General features: G+C 42.9%; 13 protein-coding genes and 1 pseudogene. 10 read left to right on the top strand and 4 right to left on the bottom strand.

What is annotated here, in order from left to right:
* Position 1: 1 nt before the first annotated feature.
* Complete coding sequence (locus H3302_RS16990) at positions 2 to 799, bottom strand: putative hydro-lyase (RefSeq protein ID WP_036972558.1); 798 nt, start codon at positions 797 to 799, stop codon at positions 2 to 4.
* A gap of 67 nt (positions 800 to 866) precedes the next feature.
* Positions 867 to 2,684: a glycoside hydrolase family 3 protein gene (locus H3302_RS16995; protein WP_036972975.1), complete on the bottom strand. Its 1,818-nt coding sequence runs from the start codon at positions 2,682 to 2,684 to the stop codon at positions 867 to 869.
* A 350-nt stretch (positions 2,685 to 3,034) separates the two neighbouring features.
* Between H3302_RS16995 and H3302_RS17000 the strand changes: the two genes are divergently transcribed.
* A complete protein-coding gene (locus H3302_RS17000; protein WP_310735075.1) occupies positions 3,035 to 5,875 on the top strand; it encodes an FAD-binding and (Fe-S)-binding domain-containing protein in 2,841 nt (946 codons plus the stop codon).
* A gap of 96 nt (positions 5,876 to 5,971) precedes the next feature.
* Here H3302_RS17000 and H3302_RS17005 read toward each other — a convergent pair whose 3' ends face one another.
* Entirely contained in the window at positions 5,972 to 7,159 is a 1,188-nt protein-coding gene (locus tag H3302_RS17005) for an acyltransferase family protein (RefSeq protein ID WP_182396665.1), read from the bottom strand.
* A gap of 341 nt (positions 7,160 to 7,500) precedes the next feature.
* Between H3302_RS17005 and H3302_RS17010 the strand changes: the two genes are divergently transcribed.
* Both H3302_RS17010 and H3302_RS17015 read left to right on the top strand, forming a co-directional pair.
* Positions 7,501 to 9,090: a sensor domain-containing diguanylate cyclase gene (locus H3302_RS17010; RefSeq protein ID WP_310735076.1), complete on the top strand. Its 1,590-nt coding sequence runs from the start codon at positions 7,501 to 7,503 to the stop codon at positions 9,088 to 9,090.
* Positions 9,091 to 9,142: 52 nt separating this feature from the next.
* A complete protein-coding gene (locus H3302_RS17015; protein ID WP_206770764.1) occupies positions 9,143 to 9,844 on the top strand; it encodes a M15 family metallopeptidase in 702 nt (233 codons plus the stop codon).
* A gap of 145 nt (positions 9,845 to 9,989) precedes the next feature.
* On the opposite strand, the gene H3302_RS17020 is transcribed toward H3302_RS17015, so the two are convergent.
* On the bottom strand, positions 9,990 to 12,155 hold the full coding sequence (locus tag H3302_RS17020) for a M3 family metallopeptidase (RefSeq protein ID WP_182396666.1): 2,166 nt from the start codon (positions 12,153 to 12,155) through the stop codon (positions 9,990 to 9,992).
* 489 nt (positions 12,156 to 12,644) lie between these two features.
* On the opposite strand from H3302_RS17020, the gene folE2 reads away from it, so the two are divergent.
* The 7 genes and pseudogenes from folE2 (at position 12,645) to H3302_RS17050 (ending at position 20,163) form a co-directional block, all read left to right on the top strand.
* On the top strand, positions 12,645 to 13,460 hold the full coding sequence (gene folE2 / locus H3302_RS17025; RefSeq protein WP_259369919.1) for a GTP cyclohydrolase FolE2: 816 nt from the start codon (positions 12,645 to 12,647) through the stop codon (positions 13,458 to 13,460).
* Positions 13,461 to 13,574: 114 nt separating this feature from the next.
* A complete protein-coding gene (locus H3302_RS17030) occupies positions 13,575 to 15,734 on the top strand; it encodes a S46 family peptidase (RefSeq protein WP_036972550.1) in 2,160 nt (719 codons plus the stop codon).
* 190 nt (positions 15,735 to 15,924) lie between these two features.
* Positions 15,925 to 16,566: a thermostable hemolysin gene (locus tag H3302_RS17035; protein WP_065979225.1), complete on the top strand. Its 642-nt coding sequence runs from the start codon at positions 15,925 to 15,927 to the stop codon at positions 16,564 to 16,566.
* A gap of 44 nt (positions 16,567 to 16,610) precedes the next feature.
* Positions 16,611 to 17,492 (top strand): annotated as a pseudogene (locus H3302_RS17040) (AMP-binding protein); the annotation flags it as partial.
* 540 nt (positions 17,493 to 18,032) lie between these two features.
* A complete protein-coding gene (locus H3302_RS19845; protein ID WP_199524833.1) occupies positions 18,033 to 18,722 on the top strand; it encodes a TenA family transcriptional regulator in 690 nt (229 codons plus the stop codon).
* Positions 18,719 to 19,495: an SDR family oxidoreductase gene (locus H3302_RS17045; RefSeq protein WP_036972548.1), complete on the top strand. Its 777-nt coding sequence runs from the start codon at positions 18,719 to 18,721 to the stop codon at positions 19,493 to 19,495. Before H3302_RS19845 ends, H3302_RS17045 begins: the two co-directional genes overlap by 4 nt.
* Before the next feature lie 20 nt (positions 19,496 to 19,515).
* A complete protein-coding gene (locus H3302_RS17050; protein WP_036972546.1) occupies positions 19,516 to 20,163 on the top strand; it encodes a hypothetical protein in 648 nt (215 codons plus the stop codon).
* Positions 20,164 to 20,165 lie beyond the last annotated feature (2 nt).

Here is a 20,165-nt window from a genome sequence, read left to right on the forward strand (position 1 = left end):
TTTATAACGCCGCCATTCTACTGTTTGGAATATCGGTGATCAGCATATGACCAGGACTATGTGTAATGCAAAAATCGGGTGCTGCATTCGCAATGGCAATTTGTGGGGTGACACCACAGGCCCAAAACACTGGAACTTCGCCATTTTTAATGGTGACAGCATCGCCAAATTCAGGCTTATTTATATTTTTTATACCAATCGCTGCTGGGTCACCAAAATGAACTGGTGCGCCATGAACACTTGGAAAACGGCTACACACTTGAATAGCGCGAATCGCATCAGCAGGCTTCATTGGTCGCATACTTACGACCATATTTGCATGAAACATTCCTGCACTTTGACAGGGCATATTAGTCACATACATCGGCACATTTTTATGCTCGGTGATATTACGAATTTCAAGCCCTGCGGCAATCAATGCTTCTTCAAATGAGAATGAGCAGCCAATTAGAAAGGTCACTAAATCATCACGCCATACATCGCTTATGTCAGTGACTTCTTCAACCATTTGACCATTTTTGAATATGCGATAGCGAGGCAAGTCGCTGCGTATATCAATGTCTTCACCAACGGTTGGCATATCGGTTACACCTGGCGAGTGGCTGGTTGCAATAATAGGGCATGATTTAGGGTTGGCTTGGCTAAATTGCAAAAAGTCGAACGCATATTGTTTCGGTAAAATAACTAGATTTGCCTGCACGAAACCAGGAGCAAAGCCAGAAGTATGACCGCTGTAGTCACCTGCCCGCACCAATTTCCTAATCGCTGCTGGGGTCGTTAATGATGCATCTTTTTGCACGTGCCTCTCCTTCAGTATTTAGCTTGAACCAACCATAACATTCAGTTCAATCTAAGGGTATTAGACATTAATTTATACCGTTAATTGTAACGGGAAGCTGTCCTTTCGCAGGGGCTTTACCCAGCAAAACTTTTGCCAATGCTGTGAATGCAGGGCCTGCGATTTTCTCGTCAGTGTCCACGTCAATATTGTAAGCATAGGTGGCAAGGACTGCATCACCAAATTTGCCAAATTGGGCAATATCGTACGGTGCGCGTAAGCTGACAAATACGGTCTTTTTGTTTGCTAATTTAGCTTGTTTAAGTAACGATTCTAGCGCGGCTGATTGGTCTGCAATCGCAAACTCTGGGTTATCGGCCAAGTCATCCATACCACCTACTTCGACAGCACTTTGCTTGGGTGAAGCATTCGCCGCAATAATCACATCCGCTTCGTTTAACTCTTTTAACGTTGAAAGTGGCTCAAAGCCTTGCAAGCTGGTGCAGCTAAAGCTTAACAACGTGTGTGTGTTATCCAGCAGAGCTTGTTGCAGAGCGAAACATTTTCGTGTGTCAGGCATAATTATATGCACTTTGGTGTTTTCTTTAAGTTTAAGCGGTAAAGTGTGCTTTTCGTTTTTAACTTCGGTAATGGCCGCTAATGCCAGTTCTGCCTCTACTTTTCGGTGGTGTTGATCACCAAGCAGTAACTGCGCTTTTTTTATTGCGGCTTCATCGTCAAGCTGCGTTGTTAGGTTGAATTTTTCTTTAAGTTTTAAAATGCGTGTTGCTGATGCACTCACTTCATCGGCATTTAAGGTGCCACGTTTTACTTCGTTTTCTAATCGCTCTAACAGTGTTTCGAGTACGGCTAAGTCTTTAGGGCTTCTGATTTCAATTGGCATCAGCGCGATATCAACGCCTGCGGCAAATGTGTTGATTACAGCTTCGATAGGTTCAAAAAAATGGCTGATACCAGCCATATCGAGGGCATCAGTGATAACAACCCCTTGATAGCCAAGCTCATCGCGTAGCAAATCGGTGATGATTTTGCGCGACATGGTTGCAGGCTTGATCATGGTTTTACCTTCTTTGCTCACAAAGGTGCTGTTATCAAGCGCTGGGTACTGTATGTGCGCGGTCATTATCATACCCGGTTGCTGGTTTTTAATGATCTCTTTAAACGGCGGTAAATCTTGTTGCCAAATAGTCTCTTTGTCGTGCATCACTTTAGGCAGGCCTGTGTGGCTATCGACATTGGTATCGCCATGCCCCGGAAAATGCTTTAACGATGAAATAACCCCATTATTTTCAAAGCCTGCCACTTGAGCGCCACCCAGTTTAGCAACCAATTGGGGATCTTCACCGTAAGAGCGTACGTTGATCACAGGATTATCGGGGTTCATGTTTACATCAACCGTCGGCGCATAATTTACGTTAACGCCCAGAGCAAGCAGTTCATCAGCAATAATACGAGCGGACTCTTTGGCAAAGTGAGTTCCATGCTCTTTATACGTTGCGCCAATCGACATATTGCCCGTGAATGACGTGCCTACATCGCGTGGTATACGAGCAACCCGGCCACCTTCTTGGTCAATCGAGATAAACAAAGGTAAGCCTAACGCTGACTTAGCCGCGGCTTTTTGTAAGTCGTTATTAAGTTTAATTACTTGCGGCACGGTATCAATATTTTCGGCAAATAAAATTACGCCACCAATATTATGTTTAGTGATGATATTGGCTAAATCAGCGGGTAAGTGTGTAACTGGCGTGCGGCATTTTTTATCGCCGATGTCTTGCTCGCCGATTTTTTGTTCGCAGTAATAGCGTAAGTCGAGCATTAGTTTTTGCCCTAACTGCTGTTTTAAAGTTAACGCAGACTCAGCAAATGATGATTGTAATGGCATGAAACACCCTAATCCGATAACCAGTGACGATAGTGCAAACTTATTTAACACAGCAAGCTCCAAAGCAAAACGCTTAATTAATTTTAAGAATAAATTATTCTAGATGTTAATGTGTTTTTAAATAGAAATACAGTATTTTTTTGCTACCCTAACGGTTTTTGGTTTGGACTGCAAAAAGCGTAGTTAAAACACTGAATATTACTTATAACCCCAAAAAATATAACGAAAACCCGACCTGCTCAGAACGAAGTTGATAATTTATCAATTTAATAAGTCGCTTTTTGATTAAAATTAAAGTAATAATATATTCCATATTTATCACACCAGATTAAGGCTAGCTTGGGGGCGAGATGGCATTAACCCGATTGCATGCGTTTAAACAATACATTACACCTTTTTTACCAGAGTCCGCATTAATAGAAGATTACTCGCGCCGCTATGCGTATGGAACAGACGCGAGCTTTTATCGTTTAATTCCAGAGTTAGTGGTTCTTGTCAGTAACCAAAAACAAGCAAAGCAGGTTATTAGCGCGGCAAATCAACATAACGTGCCTATTACCTTTCGGGCTGCGGGCACTAGCTTATCTGGCCAAGCAATTACCGACTCTGTCTTGGTTTTGCTGTGTGATAGTTGGAGCAACTTTGAAATTTTAGATAACGCCGATGCAATTCGTCTTCAGCCTGCCATTATTGGAGCAAGAGTCAATCAGGTGTTGGCCCCTTATGGTAAAAAGATTGGTCCTGATCCTGCGTCGATTAACAGCTGTAAAATTGCCGGTATGGCCGCTAATAACTCTTCTGGTATGTGCTGTGGTGTCGCACAAAATAGCTACCATACACTAAAAGATATGACGCTTATTTTTGCCGATGGCACAGAACTTAATACGGCTGACGAACACAGCTGCCAACGTTTCTTAAGCACCCATAGCGATTGGGTTAATGAGTTAATGAATTTAGTAGCCAGTGTTAAGCAAAACGCTGCACTCAGTGAGCTAATTACGCATAAGTACCGACTAAAAAACACCACCGGTTACGGTTTAAATGCGTTGTTGGATTTTTCTGATCCAATAGACATTATTAAGCATGTGATCATTGGTTCTGAGGGGACGTTAGCATTTATTACCGATATCACTTACCACACGGTTATTGAACACAGCCATAAGCACACCGGCTTCTTTATTTTTGATGACATAAACAAAGTGTGTGAGTTAGTGCAAAGACTTAGCGAGCTTGATGTCGCCGCCGTTGAGCTACTTGATAAACGTGCCTTGATGTCAGTGGCAGAGCACGCCATTATGCCCAAGAATGTTGCTGATTACCCAGAGCACGCCGCGGCGCTTTTAATTGAGCTAAGAGCAGAGGATGCACACACGCTCAATGAGCTTACGCACACCACGCAGCAGTTAATTAATGAGTTTAGCGAATCTGCGCTTGCTACCATCGCCTTTTCGGCAGATAGCGTACGCAATGCCGCACTGTGGAATATTCGCAAAGGAACATTTCCAGCGGTGGGAGCTGTGCGCGAAACAGGCACCACAGTAATTATAGAAGATGTTGCTTTTGCCCTTGATAAGCTGGCTTTGGGTGTTAATGCGCTTCATCAGCTCTTTATAAAATATGGCTACGATGAAGCGATCATTTTTGGTCATGCGCTGGCAGGAAATCTACATTTTGTGTTTACACAAGCATTCGATACTAAGCAGCAAGTAACGCGCTATGAGCAATTTATGGCAGATGTTGCCAACTTAGTCGCCGTTGAGCTTAAAGGATCACTAAAAGCAGAGCATGGCACGGGCCGTAACATGGCGCCTTTTGTGGCGACAGAGTGGGGCGATGATGGTTTTGCCGTGATGGTGAAGCTTAAGCAATTGTTTGATCCGAAAAATATACTCAACCCCGGGGTGATCATCAATGCTGATAAAAATGCGCATACGCAACATTTAAAAACCATGCCCAAAAGTGACGATATTATTGATACCTGCATTGAGTGTGGCTTTTGTGAAGTTGTGTGCCCTTCAAAAGGACTCACTCTAACCCCAAGACAGCGCATAACTTTGTGGCGTCATCGCACTGAATTACACTCCGCGTTGCAGGCAGCAGACGATTTAAAAACCAAGCAACAGTTAAATCAAAAGCTCACCGTTATTGAAAATGACTTTAAATATCTGGGAATTGATTCGTGTGCAGCAACAGGGCTGTGTGGCTTAAAATGCCCTGTGGGTATTAACACGGGCGAATTTATTAAATCATTAAGAGCTGAAAAAGCGGCTACAAACAAACTCACACGCTCGCTTGCAGCCTTTGCGAGTAAGCATTTTGCGGTCATGGCCGGTGAGGCACGATTGGGTTTAAATGTGATGCAGGTGCTTGAAAAAGCTATCGGCACAAACAACCTTGTGAGCTTAACTAAACCTGCTCATAGACTACTGGGTACGCCTTTGTATTTTTCGGCGTGGCCTCGTGCTGAGCAACCAATTAATTGTCACGTAAAGCAAAAACCGCAACATAAAAAAATGGTGTATGTGCCAAGCTGCGCAGGACGGGTTTTTGCTGCCGATAAAGGCAGTGATGATACGCGTTCTCTTGTCGAAGTAATGCATTCGTTAGCTGCAAAGGCAGGGTTTGAAGTTATCATCCCTAAGCAGCCAGATTCATTATGCTGTGGTATGCCCTTTGCGAGTAAAGGCCTTAATAAAGAGTTTGAAAACAAAAGTGAGCAATTACTAACAGAGCTAATTGACTGTTCAAATAATGGAGAATACCCCATCGTTTTTGACGCCAGTCCTTGCGCTTTAACCACATTGAATGCAGCAAAAAATACGCAACTGACTATTTTCGAAAGTGCAGACTTTGCAACCGAGCAGCTTTTAGCGCATTTGCAGGTAACTCAAACAAGCGATCCTATTATGTTGCATGTAACTTGTAGCTCAAAGCGGTTAGGAAAAGAGCAAAGTTTAGTCACACTTGCCAAGGCATGCAGCTCAGACGTTATTATTCCGGCTGATATCGAATGCTGCGGCTTTGCTGGCGATAAAGGGTTTAACCTGCCCAAGCTTAACGCCAATGCGCTCAAAACACTCAAACAACAGGTACCAAAAAACTGCAATCGAGGGGTGTCTAATAGCCGCAGTTGTGAAATAGGCTTAACTGAACACAGTGGCATTAGTTCAATCTATTTTGTATTTACTTGATAAGCAAAGCAGCACTGTTAATTAGGAGCCTGTCTTATTAACAGTCAGTTCTATTTACGAGCCAGTTGTGTTGCCACAACTGGCTTAATTCATTATTTACACTTTCCAAAAAATGCCTTTCTTATAGCAGCCATACATCACACCGTATGACACAGCTAAAAACAGCAACGAAAACACAAAAGAAGCTAAGTGGTTATCTGTGATCAACGTGTTTATTGAGCCGTAAATAAGGCCCTTTAAGCTTGTATCCCCCACGGGGATCATAATTAATAACCGCGCCAGTATTGCTGCAAACATAAAGAATAAAATGGCGTTAGCACCAAACACAATGAAGGGAGCACCCCATGCACGTACTTTGTAAATGTCTAAAATTGCACTGCAAAACGCATAGGTAATTATTGCAAGTCCAGAGCTGAGTAACACATAACTTGGTGTCCAAAGTGCTTTATTGATAGGTGTAAGTGGCGAGATTAAGTAGCCTGCAATAACCGCTAACACACCTGTGAGGATAAAGACGCGCGCTTGTTTTTTTAGGTCTGTTTGTTTGGTTAAGTACACCGCCGCCAGTATGCCACTCAGCGCGCTGGCAATGGCAGGCAAAGTAGAGAAAATCCCCTCAGGGTCAAAAGGTAAGGGCTGTGCTTTAGCATAATAAACATGGTGACTACCCAGTACTGCATTATCAATCCACGCGCTTAAATTATTACCGTGTAACCATAAACCATTAACGACATCTCCGTTGGGCAGTGGGTAGGGAAGGTAAAGCATCGCTACAGCATAGACTGCAAGTAAGCTAATACAGGTTAATGCAATTTTTTGAGGCGTTAAATAGAGGTAACAACACAGTGCTACGATATACACTAAGCCAATACGCTGCAGCACGCCAAGTACTCTCAGTTGCAAAAGTGTGTCATCAATCCAGCTAAAGGTTGGATCACGAAAATTATAAAAAAACAGTGCTAAAAACCAACCAAGAGCAAGTAGTTTAACGGCTCTAATTGCCCCCATTTTTAGTATATAAGCATGGTTAAACCCTTTAGCTCGCATGCTATCGACAGAAAGAGTAATCGACATACCAACAATAAAAATAAAAAAGGGAAAGATTAAATCGGTTGGTGTCCAGCCATGCCACTCAGCGTGTTTTAGCGGCCAATACATTGCGCTCCAACTGCCCGGATTATTTACTAGAATCATTGCGGTGATGGTTAAGCCGCGCATAACGTCTAGCGCCATTAAGCGATGCGGCGGTAATGTGTTTAGAATGGATGAACAGTGTTGTTTCATTTTGAATTTTTTATCTTTTATTGATGATTTCAATCTAGATAATTTATTCCTATAAAGCAAGCCGTATCTAATTTTTTATAAAGTAGGGCACCACACGCATGAATTTAAATGAAAGTGTATGAACCTATGAACCTACGAATCTATGAATCTATGGCAGTGGTTAATCAATAAAGTGATTTATTAGAGTAAATGCACTTATTGTTGCGCTAAATCAATATTTGAGAAAAGTTCTATAGAGGTACAAATTTATAATTGCTAGTATAAAGGTATTAGATGTGCTCGATACGGAGATTGGGCTTTATAAAATGAGATGTATCGTGCTTAATTGTCTTAGAGCGGGCTTGAACCTGCATCGCTTAATTTTACTGCTGGCGTTTTCTGCAACGCTCATTACCTTGCTAAATAGTTACTACTCAAGCTATCAAGTTCAAAAACAGCAGCTGATAGATAACACATTAAATAATCATAAAGCGTATGCGGCGAAGCTTGTGTCTGCTACCGATAACTTTTTATTGGCGGCGCAGCAGCAATTAGCATACGTTGCCAAAATACTTGAAGCAGATTTTACAAATCAAACGCTCATTAATGCTGAAGCAGAACGATTAAGGCTGCAAACAAACAGTTTTAATTCAACAATTATTGTCAATAAGTTTGGTGACATATTAGGGGTGTCGCCCCTTTCACTTAACTTACAAAATCGTAAAGTGGATAGTTTTGGTACCAAAGCCGCGCTGTCGTATCGCGTCCCTATGATCAGTGAGCCCTATATCTCAATGGCCGGTAACTTACTGATTTTTATGTCACAGCCGTTATTTAACTCAAACAATGAATTTATTGGCTATGTAGGCGGCACGTTATATTTAAAGCGTGCCAGTATTCTCAACGAACTATTGCAGGTACATTATCACCAAGACGGCTCGTATTTGTATGTCGTCGATGAAAACAACCGTTTGCTTTATCACCCCGATAAAGAGCGCATAGGTGAGCAAGTATTTGATAACCAAGTGATCAATGCTGTGCTTAAAGGCAAAGTTGGTAAGCAACAAGTGATTAATAGTCAAGGTGTTGCAATGTTAGCGGGGTATGCCCCCATGACAATGGCACCCTGGGGTGTGGTAACACAACGTCCGCTTGAAAGTACCCTTGCACCGCTTGATAGCTTAATGTGGCAAGTATTTATTAAAACGACGCCAATAGGAATATTAACATTCGTGTTAATTTGGGTGCTTGCAAAATTGATAGCTCAGCCTTTAAGAAAGCTGGCTGAAACAGCAAATACTTTGGATGAGCCCACAACATCAGTTGCACTTAAACACATTCGCTCTTGGTATTATGAGAGCGATGAACTGAGAAAAGCAATGCTCAAAGGGATTGGGCTGTTAGAAAGTAAAATAGGCCTTTTGCGTCACGAAGCACACACAGATCCGTTAACGGGTTTGCACAATCGAAGAAGCTTAAATATGCAGTTAAGCCAATTAATGGCACAGCAGCGCTCATTTGCGGTATTAGCGATTGATATTGATCACTTTAAACGCGTAAATGATGAGTTTGGTCACGATATTGGCGATGTTGTTTTGCAATCTTTAGCAAAAATACTCCTCGATGTGACGCGTGATAGCGATATTGTGGCACGCACTGGCGGTGAGGAATTCATTGTTATTTTACCTAATGTGCACCCTAAGCGTGCGTATCAATTGGCTGAACGTTTACGTATACGCATTTCTAAGAGCATTATTGAACCAGTGGGTAATATTAATGTATCGATTGGTATTGCGGGCTGGCCGCTTGAGCAATTAAGCCTAGACGACGTTATGAAATTAGCCGACCAAGCGCTTTATCTAGCAAAAAGAACTGGTCGCAATCGCTGTGTTGTCGATACGATTTATGATCAACAGGATACGTCGCTTTTTGAGGCGACAGAGTTGGAATAAGTTATTTATTGTGTAATAGTGAAATTAATTAAGTTATTAACGGATAAATTTAATGGCATTCACTCACTTATATAGCGTGTCTAAATCAATGGCCTTTGTCAGTGTGGCATTACTGGGCGCGGCATCGGTCAATGCAACCCCACAAGAAGATAAGCGCAGCGAGTTTGTAGATGTCGGTGCATTATTGCCAAATGCGATGCTCGATATTCGTTATTTTGGCCATCATAACTTTGTCGGCAAACCGATAGAGGGCTATAATGCCCCTAAGTGTTTATTGCACACCAGCGCTGCCAATGCGCTTAAAAAAGTGCAAAATGCGGCGCAAATTGAGGGACTTGGTCTAAAAATATTTGATTGTTACCGCCCACAACGCGCTGTTAATCATTTTGTGCGTTGGGTAAACGACCTAGAGGATACCCGCACAAAAGCTGAGTTTTATCCAAATTTAGGGAAAGACCAGCTGCTTGGCGACTATATTGCTGCTAAATCAGGCCACAGCCGTGGTTCAACTATCGACTTAACGTTGGTTGACTCTAAGGGGAAAGAGCTTGATATGGGGTCACCGTTTGATATGTTTGATACCCTTTCTAACACCGACGACTCACGAATTAGCCCCAGTCAAAAAGCAAATAGATATAAACTTAAACAGTTGATGACCGATGCAGGCTTTGCCCCGTATTCAATGGAATGGTGGCACTTTACTTATCAGCCTCAGGCATACCCAGCCACCTACTTTGATTTTGTGGTGGAATAGAAAAGCTCTAAATTATTAAAAACGCGGCATAAAACGTTGTGACAGGTCGGTGTGAAACTACGGGGTTAATCCCACATAGCCATTGCCTAGCGAAATGCCCCCACTTCGTGCCTTTATAAGCACAAAGTGGGGAGTCGCAACTGCTCTACTGAACAGTCGCTTTTAAACCACGGCGTTTTAATAGCGCTGAGGTATCAGGTTCTTGACCACGGAATGCTTTGAACGATTCCATAAGGTCACGTGAGTTACCAACTTCTAAAATTTCTTTACGGTATTTATCACCCATTTCGCGTGTTAAACCACCTTGCTCTTGTACATAAGCAAAGGCATCTGCCGCTAAGATTTCACTCCACATATATGCGTAGTAACCAGCTGAGTAGCCACCACCCATAGAGTGTGAGAAGAAGGCTGATTTATAACGAGGTGGAACAAATGGTACGTTCACGCCGTGTTTAGTCAGTGCTTCTTGTTCAAACTTCTCGATATCTTGCAGGGGAGCATCTGCACTTAGTGAGTGCCATTCCATATCTAACAGCGCTGCTGCAACATACTCAAGCGTATCGTAGCCTTGGTTAAAGCTGCGAGATTGAATTACTTTTTTCAGTAATTCATCAGGAATTGGCTCACCTGTTTTGTGGTGTTTTGCATAATTAGCGATAACTTCAGGGTACATTGCCCAGTCTTCTTCAAAGGTAGAAGGGAACTCTACGAAGTCACGCGATACCGACGTACCAGACAATGTTGGGTACTTCACGTTTGAGAACATGCCGTGTAGGCCATGACCTAATTCGTGGAAGATTGTCGTGGCTTCATCATAGCTGATAAGTGTTGGTTCGCCATTGGCACCTTTTTGAATGTTCATAACATTCACAACCACGGGTTTTTGCTCTTTTAAGCCAGACTGTTTCACGAACGAGCTCATCCATGCACCACCACGTTTACCTTCACGGGCAAAGTAATCAGCAAAGAAAATAGCTAAGCTCTTACCGTCTGCATCAAATAATTCGTACGCTTTCACATCTGGGTGATAAACGGGCAGATCGTTGCGTGGTTTGAAAGTAATACCGTATAAACGGTTCATTGTGTAAAACACGCCGTCTTCTAATACGCGGTTAAATTCAAAATATTCTTTAACAGCGTTTTCATCTAGGTTGTATTTATCTTTACGCACTTGCTCTGCGTAGAATAACCAGTCCCACGGTTGCAGCTTAAATTGCTCACCTGACTCATCAATTTTCGCTTGGATTGCTGCCGCTTCTGCGTTGACGTTTTGCATCAATGCCGGGATCATGCTGGCAAACATATCAAATACGGCTTCTGGTTTTTTCGCCATTTGCGACTCTAAACCAAACGCAGCCCAGCTGTCATAACCTAGTAATTTGGCTTTTTGAGCACGTAACTTAGCAAGTTCAGCAACAATTTCACGGTTGCTGTTTTCGCCTGAAAGAGCACGCTCTGCAGATGCACGCCATACTTTTTCACGCAGGTCACGATTTTTCAGTGTGGCTAAAATTGGTTGGCGTGTGGTGTTAGTGATTTTGATTAGGTACTTACCCGGGTGACCCGCTTCTGTGGCAGCATTAGCAAGCTGTTCAACTTGACCCGCAGGTAAGCCTTCAAGCTGTGTTTTGTCATCAACTAACACAACGTTGGTTTTAGTCAGTGCTAGTAGGTTTTGCGAGAACTGCGTGGTTAAGCTTGAATGCTTTGTATTGATATCACGGATTTGTTGTTTTTCTTCTGCGTTTAGTTTTGCACCTGCACGTACAAAGCGCTTGTAGTAAACATCAAGTAAGCGCTTTTCTTCGGCTGTTAGCGCTAAAGAATCCATTTGTTCATGTACGCTAGCAACTTTGTCGAACAGCGCTTTATTTAAGAAAATATTGTCGTTATGTGCAGCAAGCTTTGGAGCGAGTTCTTTTTGTATTTCACGACGAGCAGGGTTTGAATCACTGCCTGCTAGGTTATAAAAAATGCTGCGTGTGCGCGTTAATAATTCACCGCTTTTTTCAAGTGCAACAACGGTGTTAGCAAAGTCAGGCTTTGCTGTGTTGTTGATGATCGCTTGAACTTCTGCCATTTGCTCTGTCATGCCCTTATTGAAAGCAGGCATGAAGTGCTCATCTTTAATGGCGTTGAAATCAGGCGTTTCGTATTGTAGTTCGCTTTTCACAAACAGTGGGTTTGTTTGTTCAACAGCGCTTGCCGGTGCTGTTTGCTCTGTAGTGGTATTGTTTGCTGTTGTTTGTGGTTCAGAACAGGCCGTTAACAATAACGCTGAACTGATCGCTGTTGCGAGTAAGTGTTTCATTGTTTATCTCTTTTTTATTTCTAAAATTAAATTGCGCCGGTAATGCGAAAGCTTCGTTAATAGTTAGTCGCGGCGCAGTTATGCTCACTAGGAGCACAATGACTGTGTAACCAATAGACTGAGGATACTGTGGATGACGACGAATGACCCCATCCGTTGCGATAAGGTGATTATTGGCTGCGATAAGTGGTGAATCTACCCTAAACCCCGACTGTCTTTATTATATAAACAGACCAAAATCATATCGCCTTTTTGTCAATTTTAAAAGCAACCGTATTTTTTAGCCCCATTCTTAGTGATTAAATGGTATGTTATATTGTATCATTAATTATTCAATAAACAGTATTGGCATTTTATTTTTTAAGTCAGTCATTAGGAAAAGGCCATCAGGCTTTAAATTTTAGTCATTTATAAGAATCCATTATGTATTTACCCGATATAACCTCACACAGTAATAGCCATTTTCAATTTCCGTTAAAGTGGGTCGGTATGGAAAAAATAGCCTTACCTATCAAGCTTGAGTTGGCGGGATTAAATGTGGCGCTTAATGCGTTTGCCGATGTGTTTGTTAGCCTAGACAGCAATGCTAAAGGCATTCATATGTCGCGTTTGTATTTAATGCTTAATCAGATGTTGGCACAGCAAACATTAACTCAGCATCGATTGGCTGAGTGTATGAACCACATGCTTGCTTCTCAACAGGACTTAAGCCAAGGAGCAAAGCTGGTGCTGCATTTTGATTTACCGTTGTTAAAACCGGCATTGCTCAGTGATAACGCGGGGTATAACGCTTACCCCGTGGTGTTAACCATTACTCAGCAAGCGCACCTAACGGTTAAATTAAACGTCACGATTGCTTACAGTAGTACATGCCCGTGCTCAGCGGCGTTGTCGCGACAGCTTTTAAGTGAAGCGGTCGACACACATTTTAAAGAGGACAGCATCGATAAGCACGCATTGTTAGGCTGGCTTGCCAGTGAAGAAAGCTCGATTGCAACGCCGCATAGCCAGCGCTCTTATGCTTACATAGACGCCACCTTTGAGAGTGAACAATTGCCTGATCTTTCGCATTTTATACAAACATGTGAACACGCAATTGGTACTCCCGTGCAAACCGCGGTTAAGCGTGAAGATGAGCAAGCATTTGCAGCCCTTAATGCAGAAAACTTATTATTTTGTGAGGATGCAGCAAGGCGATTAAAGGCATGTTTAGAGGCAATGAATGGGCTTGCTGACTATCAGTTTAAAATTGAACATCAAGAAAGTTTGCATGCGCATAATGCCGTGGTTTACGAGGCTAAGTAGGCTTAAATGTTTACAAACTTTGACAATCGTAGTCGCAAATTATTGCTATTGTACAAAACAAGGTGAATGATACGACCGCTAAAAATGATTAACAAAATAATATAAAGGTATTCTATGCGTTTTAAATTTATTGCAGCTGCAGTGGGTCTCGCTGTGGCAAATGTTGCTGTTGCAGACGAAGGTATGTGGCAACCTCACCAATTGCCAGAACTTGAATCAATTTTGAAAGCGAAAGGTTTGAACATCGACGTACAGTCAATCTCAAAATTGACAGAGTTTCCAATGAATGCAGTTATCAGCCTTGGGGGGTGTACCGCTTCGTTTGTTTCACCTAAAGGGTTAGTGGTAACAAATCATCACTGTGCGTATGGCTCAATTCAGTACAACTCAACAACTGAGAACAACATTCTTGAAAACGGCTTTCTTGCTAAAAATCATGCCGAAGAAGTGCCTGCCGCACCAGGTTCACGCGTGTACGTGACTGAAGATGTCGTTGAAGTCACAGATAAAGTAAACCAAGGCACCGATACCCTAACAGGTAAAGCGCGTTTTGATGCCATTGAAGCAAACCGAAAAGCATTGGTAAGCGAGTGTGAGCAAGATGATAGCTACCGCTGTAATGTGTATACTTTTCATGGTGGCTTAGAGTATTACTTAATTAAGTCACTTGAAATTAAAGATGTGCGTTTAGCGTATGCCCCAGCCATGGGCGTGGGTAAATATGGCGGCGATATTGATAACTGGATGTGGCCGCGTCACACGGGTGACTTTTCATTCTACCGTGCTTATGTGGGCAAGGATGGCAAGCCCGCTGAGTTCTCTAAAGACAATGTTCCTTACCAAAGCGATGCGTTTTTAAAAGTCAGTGCCAAGGGCGTACAAGAGGGTGACTTTGTAATGGTAACGGGCTACCCAGGTAGCACTAACCGCTACCGTATTTCACCTGAGGTTGATTACGTGTTTAACACGGCTTATCCACTGGCACGCAAATACAATTCAAAATATGTTTCATTGATTGAAGAAAATGCCCCAGAGGGTTCCGCGGCGCGTATTGCTTACGAAAGCACAATCGCTGGCTATAACAATTACATTAAAAATTATGGCTCAATGATAGAGAGCTTTAATAAAGGTTCAATGTATACCCGCAAACAGCAATTCGAAAAAGATCTAGCAGCGTGGATTAATAAAGACAGTCAACGTAAAGCTAAATACGGCAGCGTGTTGGCAGATTTAACTGCGTTAGTCGATGAGTCGCAGCAGCATAATCAACGCGACCGCATGTTAGGGTATGTGCATCGTTCGCAAATGATGTCATCAGCGCGCATGCTGTATCGTTTAGCCTATGAAAAGCAAAAGCCAGACGCAGAACGTGAAAGCGGCTACCAAGAGCGTGATATTCCACGTATTAAATCTCGCCTAGAAAGCATGAGCCGCCGTTACGACGAAACGGTTGATAAAGCTATTTTACTGTACTTTATTGAGCAGTATGCAGCGCTACCAAGCGACGAGCGTGTTGCAGAAGTTGATAAAGCACTTGGTTTAAGCGCTGGTTTTGACAAGCAAAAGCAACAGGCTTTGCTTGATGATATGTATGCTAACTCAGTGCTAAGCGATGAAACAAAGCGTCTATGGATGACTGATTTAGACCTTGCACAATTAAAGCAAAGCAGCGATCCATTTATTCAATACGCACACGCTATTTTTAACGTGATGAAAGACATTGAAGATGCGAAAAAAGAGCTTGAAGGCAAGCAACAAGCTGCGCGCCCAGCTCTAATGGAAGCCATTATTGCTTACAACAAAGCGATGAACAAACCTGTTTATGCTGATGCTAACAGCACATTACGTGTGACGTATGGCACGGTAGGCGGCTATTCACCGCAGGATGGCTTAGTGGCAACCCCCTTTACATCTTTAGAAGGATTGCTTGCAAAGAACACCGGCGTTGAACCATTCAACTCTCCTGAAAAGCAAAATGAGTTGATTAAACAAAAGCTTTACGGCGACTACACGGGTGGCATGAATACGGTGCCCGTTAACTTTTTATCGAATGTTGATACCACAGGTGGTAACTCAGGTTCACCTACTTTAAACGGCAATGCCGAGCTGGTTGGTTTACTGTTTGACGGTGTGTACGAGAGTATTATTGGTGATTGGGATTACGATGCTAATCTAAATCGCTCTATCCATGTTGATTCACGCTACATGCTGTGGGTGATGGATAAGGTCGACAATGCCCAAAACTTATTAAAAGAAATGAGCATCGTTAAATAACACGGTTAAATAGCTTTATTATCTGAGCGATAAAATGCCAGTCCTTGCGACTGGCATTTTTGTTTTTAATGAACATAAACGCATTTCAATTCAAGGAAATAAAAATATTTTATAAAAATAAATATTTCTTAAGTTTTATTTAAGTTTCGCTCGATAAATTTTACACATAACCTATGTGGAGCGAACGATAATGCTGTCAGTTAAACACTCACAATATACGCAAGTAAACGATCCCACTTTTGTTTGTGTACGCGAAGGGGGACACGGCCGTGACCGTCTCGAGAATACTATTAAGCAAGGTTTTGCTGCTGCCTATAATGCGAAAATTACGCAATTTATGCCGTTACTTTGCGAGCTCAATATTGATGGTGAAGTGTGTACGCTAGGGCTTCGCTCTGCATCATATCCTTTGTTTATTGAACAGTACCTGCCAGCGCCTATTGAGCATTTCGTGAATGCCAAGCGTGAGCAGATTTTTGAGCTAGGTAATTTGTGCTCAACGCATCGAAAAGCCACCTTGGCGCATTTTGTGTTAATGAACGAAGCGCTTTATCAAGCAGGGGCAAGCCATTTAGTGTTTTGTGCCACTCGTAAAGTACGTGCTTTATTAAAAATGCTGGGTGTTCATTGCAATGAAATTGGTGTTGCGAATGCCTATGCACTTCAAGACCCTGCGAGTTGGGGCAGCTATTACGATAACCAACCGACCCTTTGTGTCGTTGACTTAAATGAAGCGCATCAATGCATCATAAACACCCCCGCTTTATTCAATATTAAACAACAGTGTTTGTTGTCATCGCTTGAGCTTGCTGTGTTTTTGGAGGCGCTATGAATTGGTTTGCACAGTTACCGCACCGCGATAGCGACGTTTTATTGATGTGCCAGCACCCTGATGGTGTGCGTTCTTTAACTAAGCATGGCTTTCTTGAAGAGGTCGCGCGTTTATTACCAACATTGGCTGAATTTTCAGGCCAAGGCGTTGCTTTCCAACTTGATAACACGCCTGCATGGTGTGTGCTTGAAGCCGCAATTACTGAACTTGAAAGAGTCGCAATTCCGCTTCCAACGTTTTTTACCGCACAGCAAATTGCGCTGAGTCTAGAAAATAGTGGGGCTAAGTTGTTCGTATGTGACCGTGTTTTCGAAGGCGAAAATGCAACATTAGTGGCCTTGGTTGACGTATGTAAACGCTACCCTTTATATGTATATCAGTTATCTGATACACAGCCGATTACATATTTCGAAAATACGCAAAAAATAACCTTTACGTCGGGCTCAACAGGTACGCCAAAAGGGGTGTGTTTATCGCTTGAAAGCCAAATCAAGGTAGCAACGTCACTTTATAAACGTATTGGTTTAGAAAAACCAAACCATCTGTGTCTTTTACCTTTACCTGTACTTCTTGAGAACTTAGCCGGTGTATATGCGCCTTTGTTAGCGGGTGGGAGTGTTAATGTAGTGCCATTGGGTGAACTTGGTTTTTCGGGTGCTCAGTTACGTGAACCGCAAAAACTCATTGCTGCAATAGAGCGCACTGAGCCTAATACCCTCATTTTAGTGCCAGAACTTCTCAGCTGCTTAGTGGCCTTTGCAAAGCAGGGATGGCAAGTCCCGACTAGCTTACAATTTATTGCTGTGGGGGGAGCTGTGGTGAGTAGCAAACTGATCAAGCAAGCCCGTGAATATGGCTTACCGGTTTATCAGGGTTATGGCTTATCTGAGTCTTCATCGGTGGTGAGCTTAAATACCCCAGCTGATGATGATATTGAAACGGCGGGGCGCGCGCTCAATCACATTCAATACAAAATTGAAAACAACCAACTGTTTATTAAAGGCTCATTATTTTTAGGTTACTTAGGGCAAGCGGCACATAAGAGCGATGATTGGTATGCAACAGGCGACTTGGTCGCTGAGCACGAGGGTCGCATAGTGGTCCAGGGACGCTTAAAAAACCAGCTAATCACGAGCGTTGGCCGCAATATCAGCGCTGAGTGGCCTGAGTCGTTATTACTTAGTCACAGTCATGTACAGCAAGCGGTCGTTGTTGGTGAAGGCCGCGCGTTTTTATCGGCGCTAATATTTGCCAACCCAGCAATGACTGATGATGAACTTGCCGCGCATGTTGCTGCCCAAAACGCGCAGCTGCCTGAGTACGCACACATCCTAAAATGGCACCGTTTGGCAGAGCCAATGAGCCACACACAAGGTTTATTAACGAGCAATAATCGCCCTAAGCGCGAGGTGATTAACTCATTTTTTGCTAGCGAGATTTCAGCATTCTATCAAGAGGCGACGAACATGAGTCAATTTTTCAATACATTACAAGCCGAAACACAAAAAGAGCGTGATTACCTATTAGCAGCACCAATCATTGGTCGTGTGTTTAAAGGTGAGGTAAACCTTGCAGAATATGCGTCGTTTTTATCGCAAGCGTATCACCATGTTAAGCACACCGTACCGCTTTTAATGGCGCTGGGTGCAAAGCTCAGCGATAAACAAGAGTGGCTACGTGAAGCCGTTGCAGAATACATCGAAGAAGAGTTGGGCCATCAAGAGTGGGTGTTAAACGATATTGCTGCCTGCGGTTTTGATAAAGAGCGGGTACGCAATTCGCGTCCGCAGTTTTCAACAGAGCTGATGGTGTCATACGCGTACGATTTAATAAATCGTGGTAATCCAGTGGCATTTTTTGGCATGGTGCATGTGCTCGAAGGCACTTCAATTGCCTTGGCAGATAACGCAGCAGGGCAAATTCGTGACGTCATTGGTTTACCTAAAAAGGCGTTTACTTACCTTACGTCACACGGTGCACTTGATATTGAACATGTGAAGTTCTTCGAAAGTTTAATGAATCAAATCGATAACGAAGACGATCAACACGCCATTATCCACGCTGCTAAATGCTTTTATAAACTTTACGGCAATATTTTCCGTGATCTTGATACCGAGCCTTTCTTTCGTGAGTCAGATTTGGAGCAAAGCGCATGAGTAGCCCCGTTTGTGTACTAACCGGTGCAACGGGGGGCATTGGTCGTGCTATTGCGCTTCGTCTTGCAAAAGAAGGCTGGCGTGTGGTGTTGGTAGGGCGCAACATTAAGCAACTTGCTGCACTGCAATTAGAATGTGGCAACGACGCTGAATATTTTCAGGCCGACCTACATAACAGTGAATCGCGCGATGAGCTCGCTAAATTTGCGAAGCAAATAGGGGGGGCAAGTTTACTTATAAACAATGCGGGTGTGAACGTTATGCAAGGCTTTAGTGAAATGAGTGAGCAGCAAATAGATCATCTATTGAATATTAATCTCACTGTACCGATTAAATTATGCCAGCTGTTTTTGCCCCAAATTACTCGCAATAAAGGCACCATCGTCAACATAGGTTCGTCGTTTGGAAGTATCGGGTATCCGTATCAAACGGTGTACTGTGCCAGTAAATTTGGCCTGCGAGGTATGACAGAAGCACTTGCTAGAGAGCTGAGCCACAGCGAGGTTAAGGTGTTGTATTTAGCACCTCGTGCAACCGACACCGCCATTAACTCGCCACAAGTACGCGCAATGAATAAAGAACTTGGTAACACGATGGATCCGCCAGAAAAAGTAGCTGATGCATTGGTTGAGTTAATTAAATCAAAAAAACGTCGCCGCTTTATCGGCTTCCCTGAAACATTATTTGCCCGTATTAACGGTGCATTTCCATCACTAGTTGATAACGCAATTGCAAAACAACTTCCTAAAATAAAAAGTTTTTTTGCGAACTAAATTGATTAAGGTGAACGATTATGACTAAACTAAATTTAAAAGCCCTGATGATGTTAGGCGTTATTATGGCAGCCCCAGCAAAAGCCGACTTTAATAGTGATTTAAGCTCGGTGCAAAAGCAGTGGGCAGTGGTTAATTACGAATTAGTTGATGATGCACAGTTAAATGCGTTTGAAAAGCTGGCCAGTGAAACGGCTGAATTTACAAAAGCAAATGACGCACAAGCGGCAAGCCATATTTGGTACGGCATTGTGTTATCGAGCTATGCAGGTGCAAAAGGCGGGCTAGGGGCGTTAGGTCTGGCTAAAGATGCTAAGGCGCAATTTGAAAAAGCACTCAAACTTGACCCAAATGCACTTGATGGCTCGGCATACACAAGCCTAGCAACCTTATACGGAAAAGTACCCGGTTGGCCCATCGGTTTTGGTGACGATGATGAAGCGAAAAAACTATTTAAACAGGCGCTTGAGCTAAATCCTCGTGGCATCGACAGCAACTATTTATATGCCGCGTTTTTATATGATGAGCATAAATACAAATCAGCGAAAGAATTTTTACTGGTTGCTCAGCAAGCGCCTGCGCGCCCTGATAGAGTAAAAGCAGATCTTTATCGCCAACAAGAAATCACGCAATTATTGGCGAAGGTCGAGAAAAAATTAAAGAGATAACT

Origin of the sequence: Pseudoalteromonas sp. MT33b, assembly GCF_014117385.1 — a bacterium.
Lineage (GTDB): Bacteria > Pseudomonadota > Gammaproteobacteria > Enterobacterales > Alteromonadaceae > Pseudoalteromonas > Pseudoalteromonas lipolytica.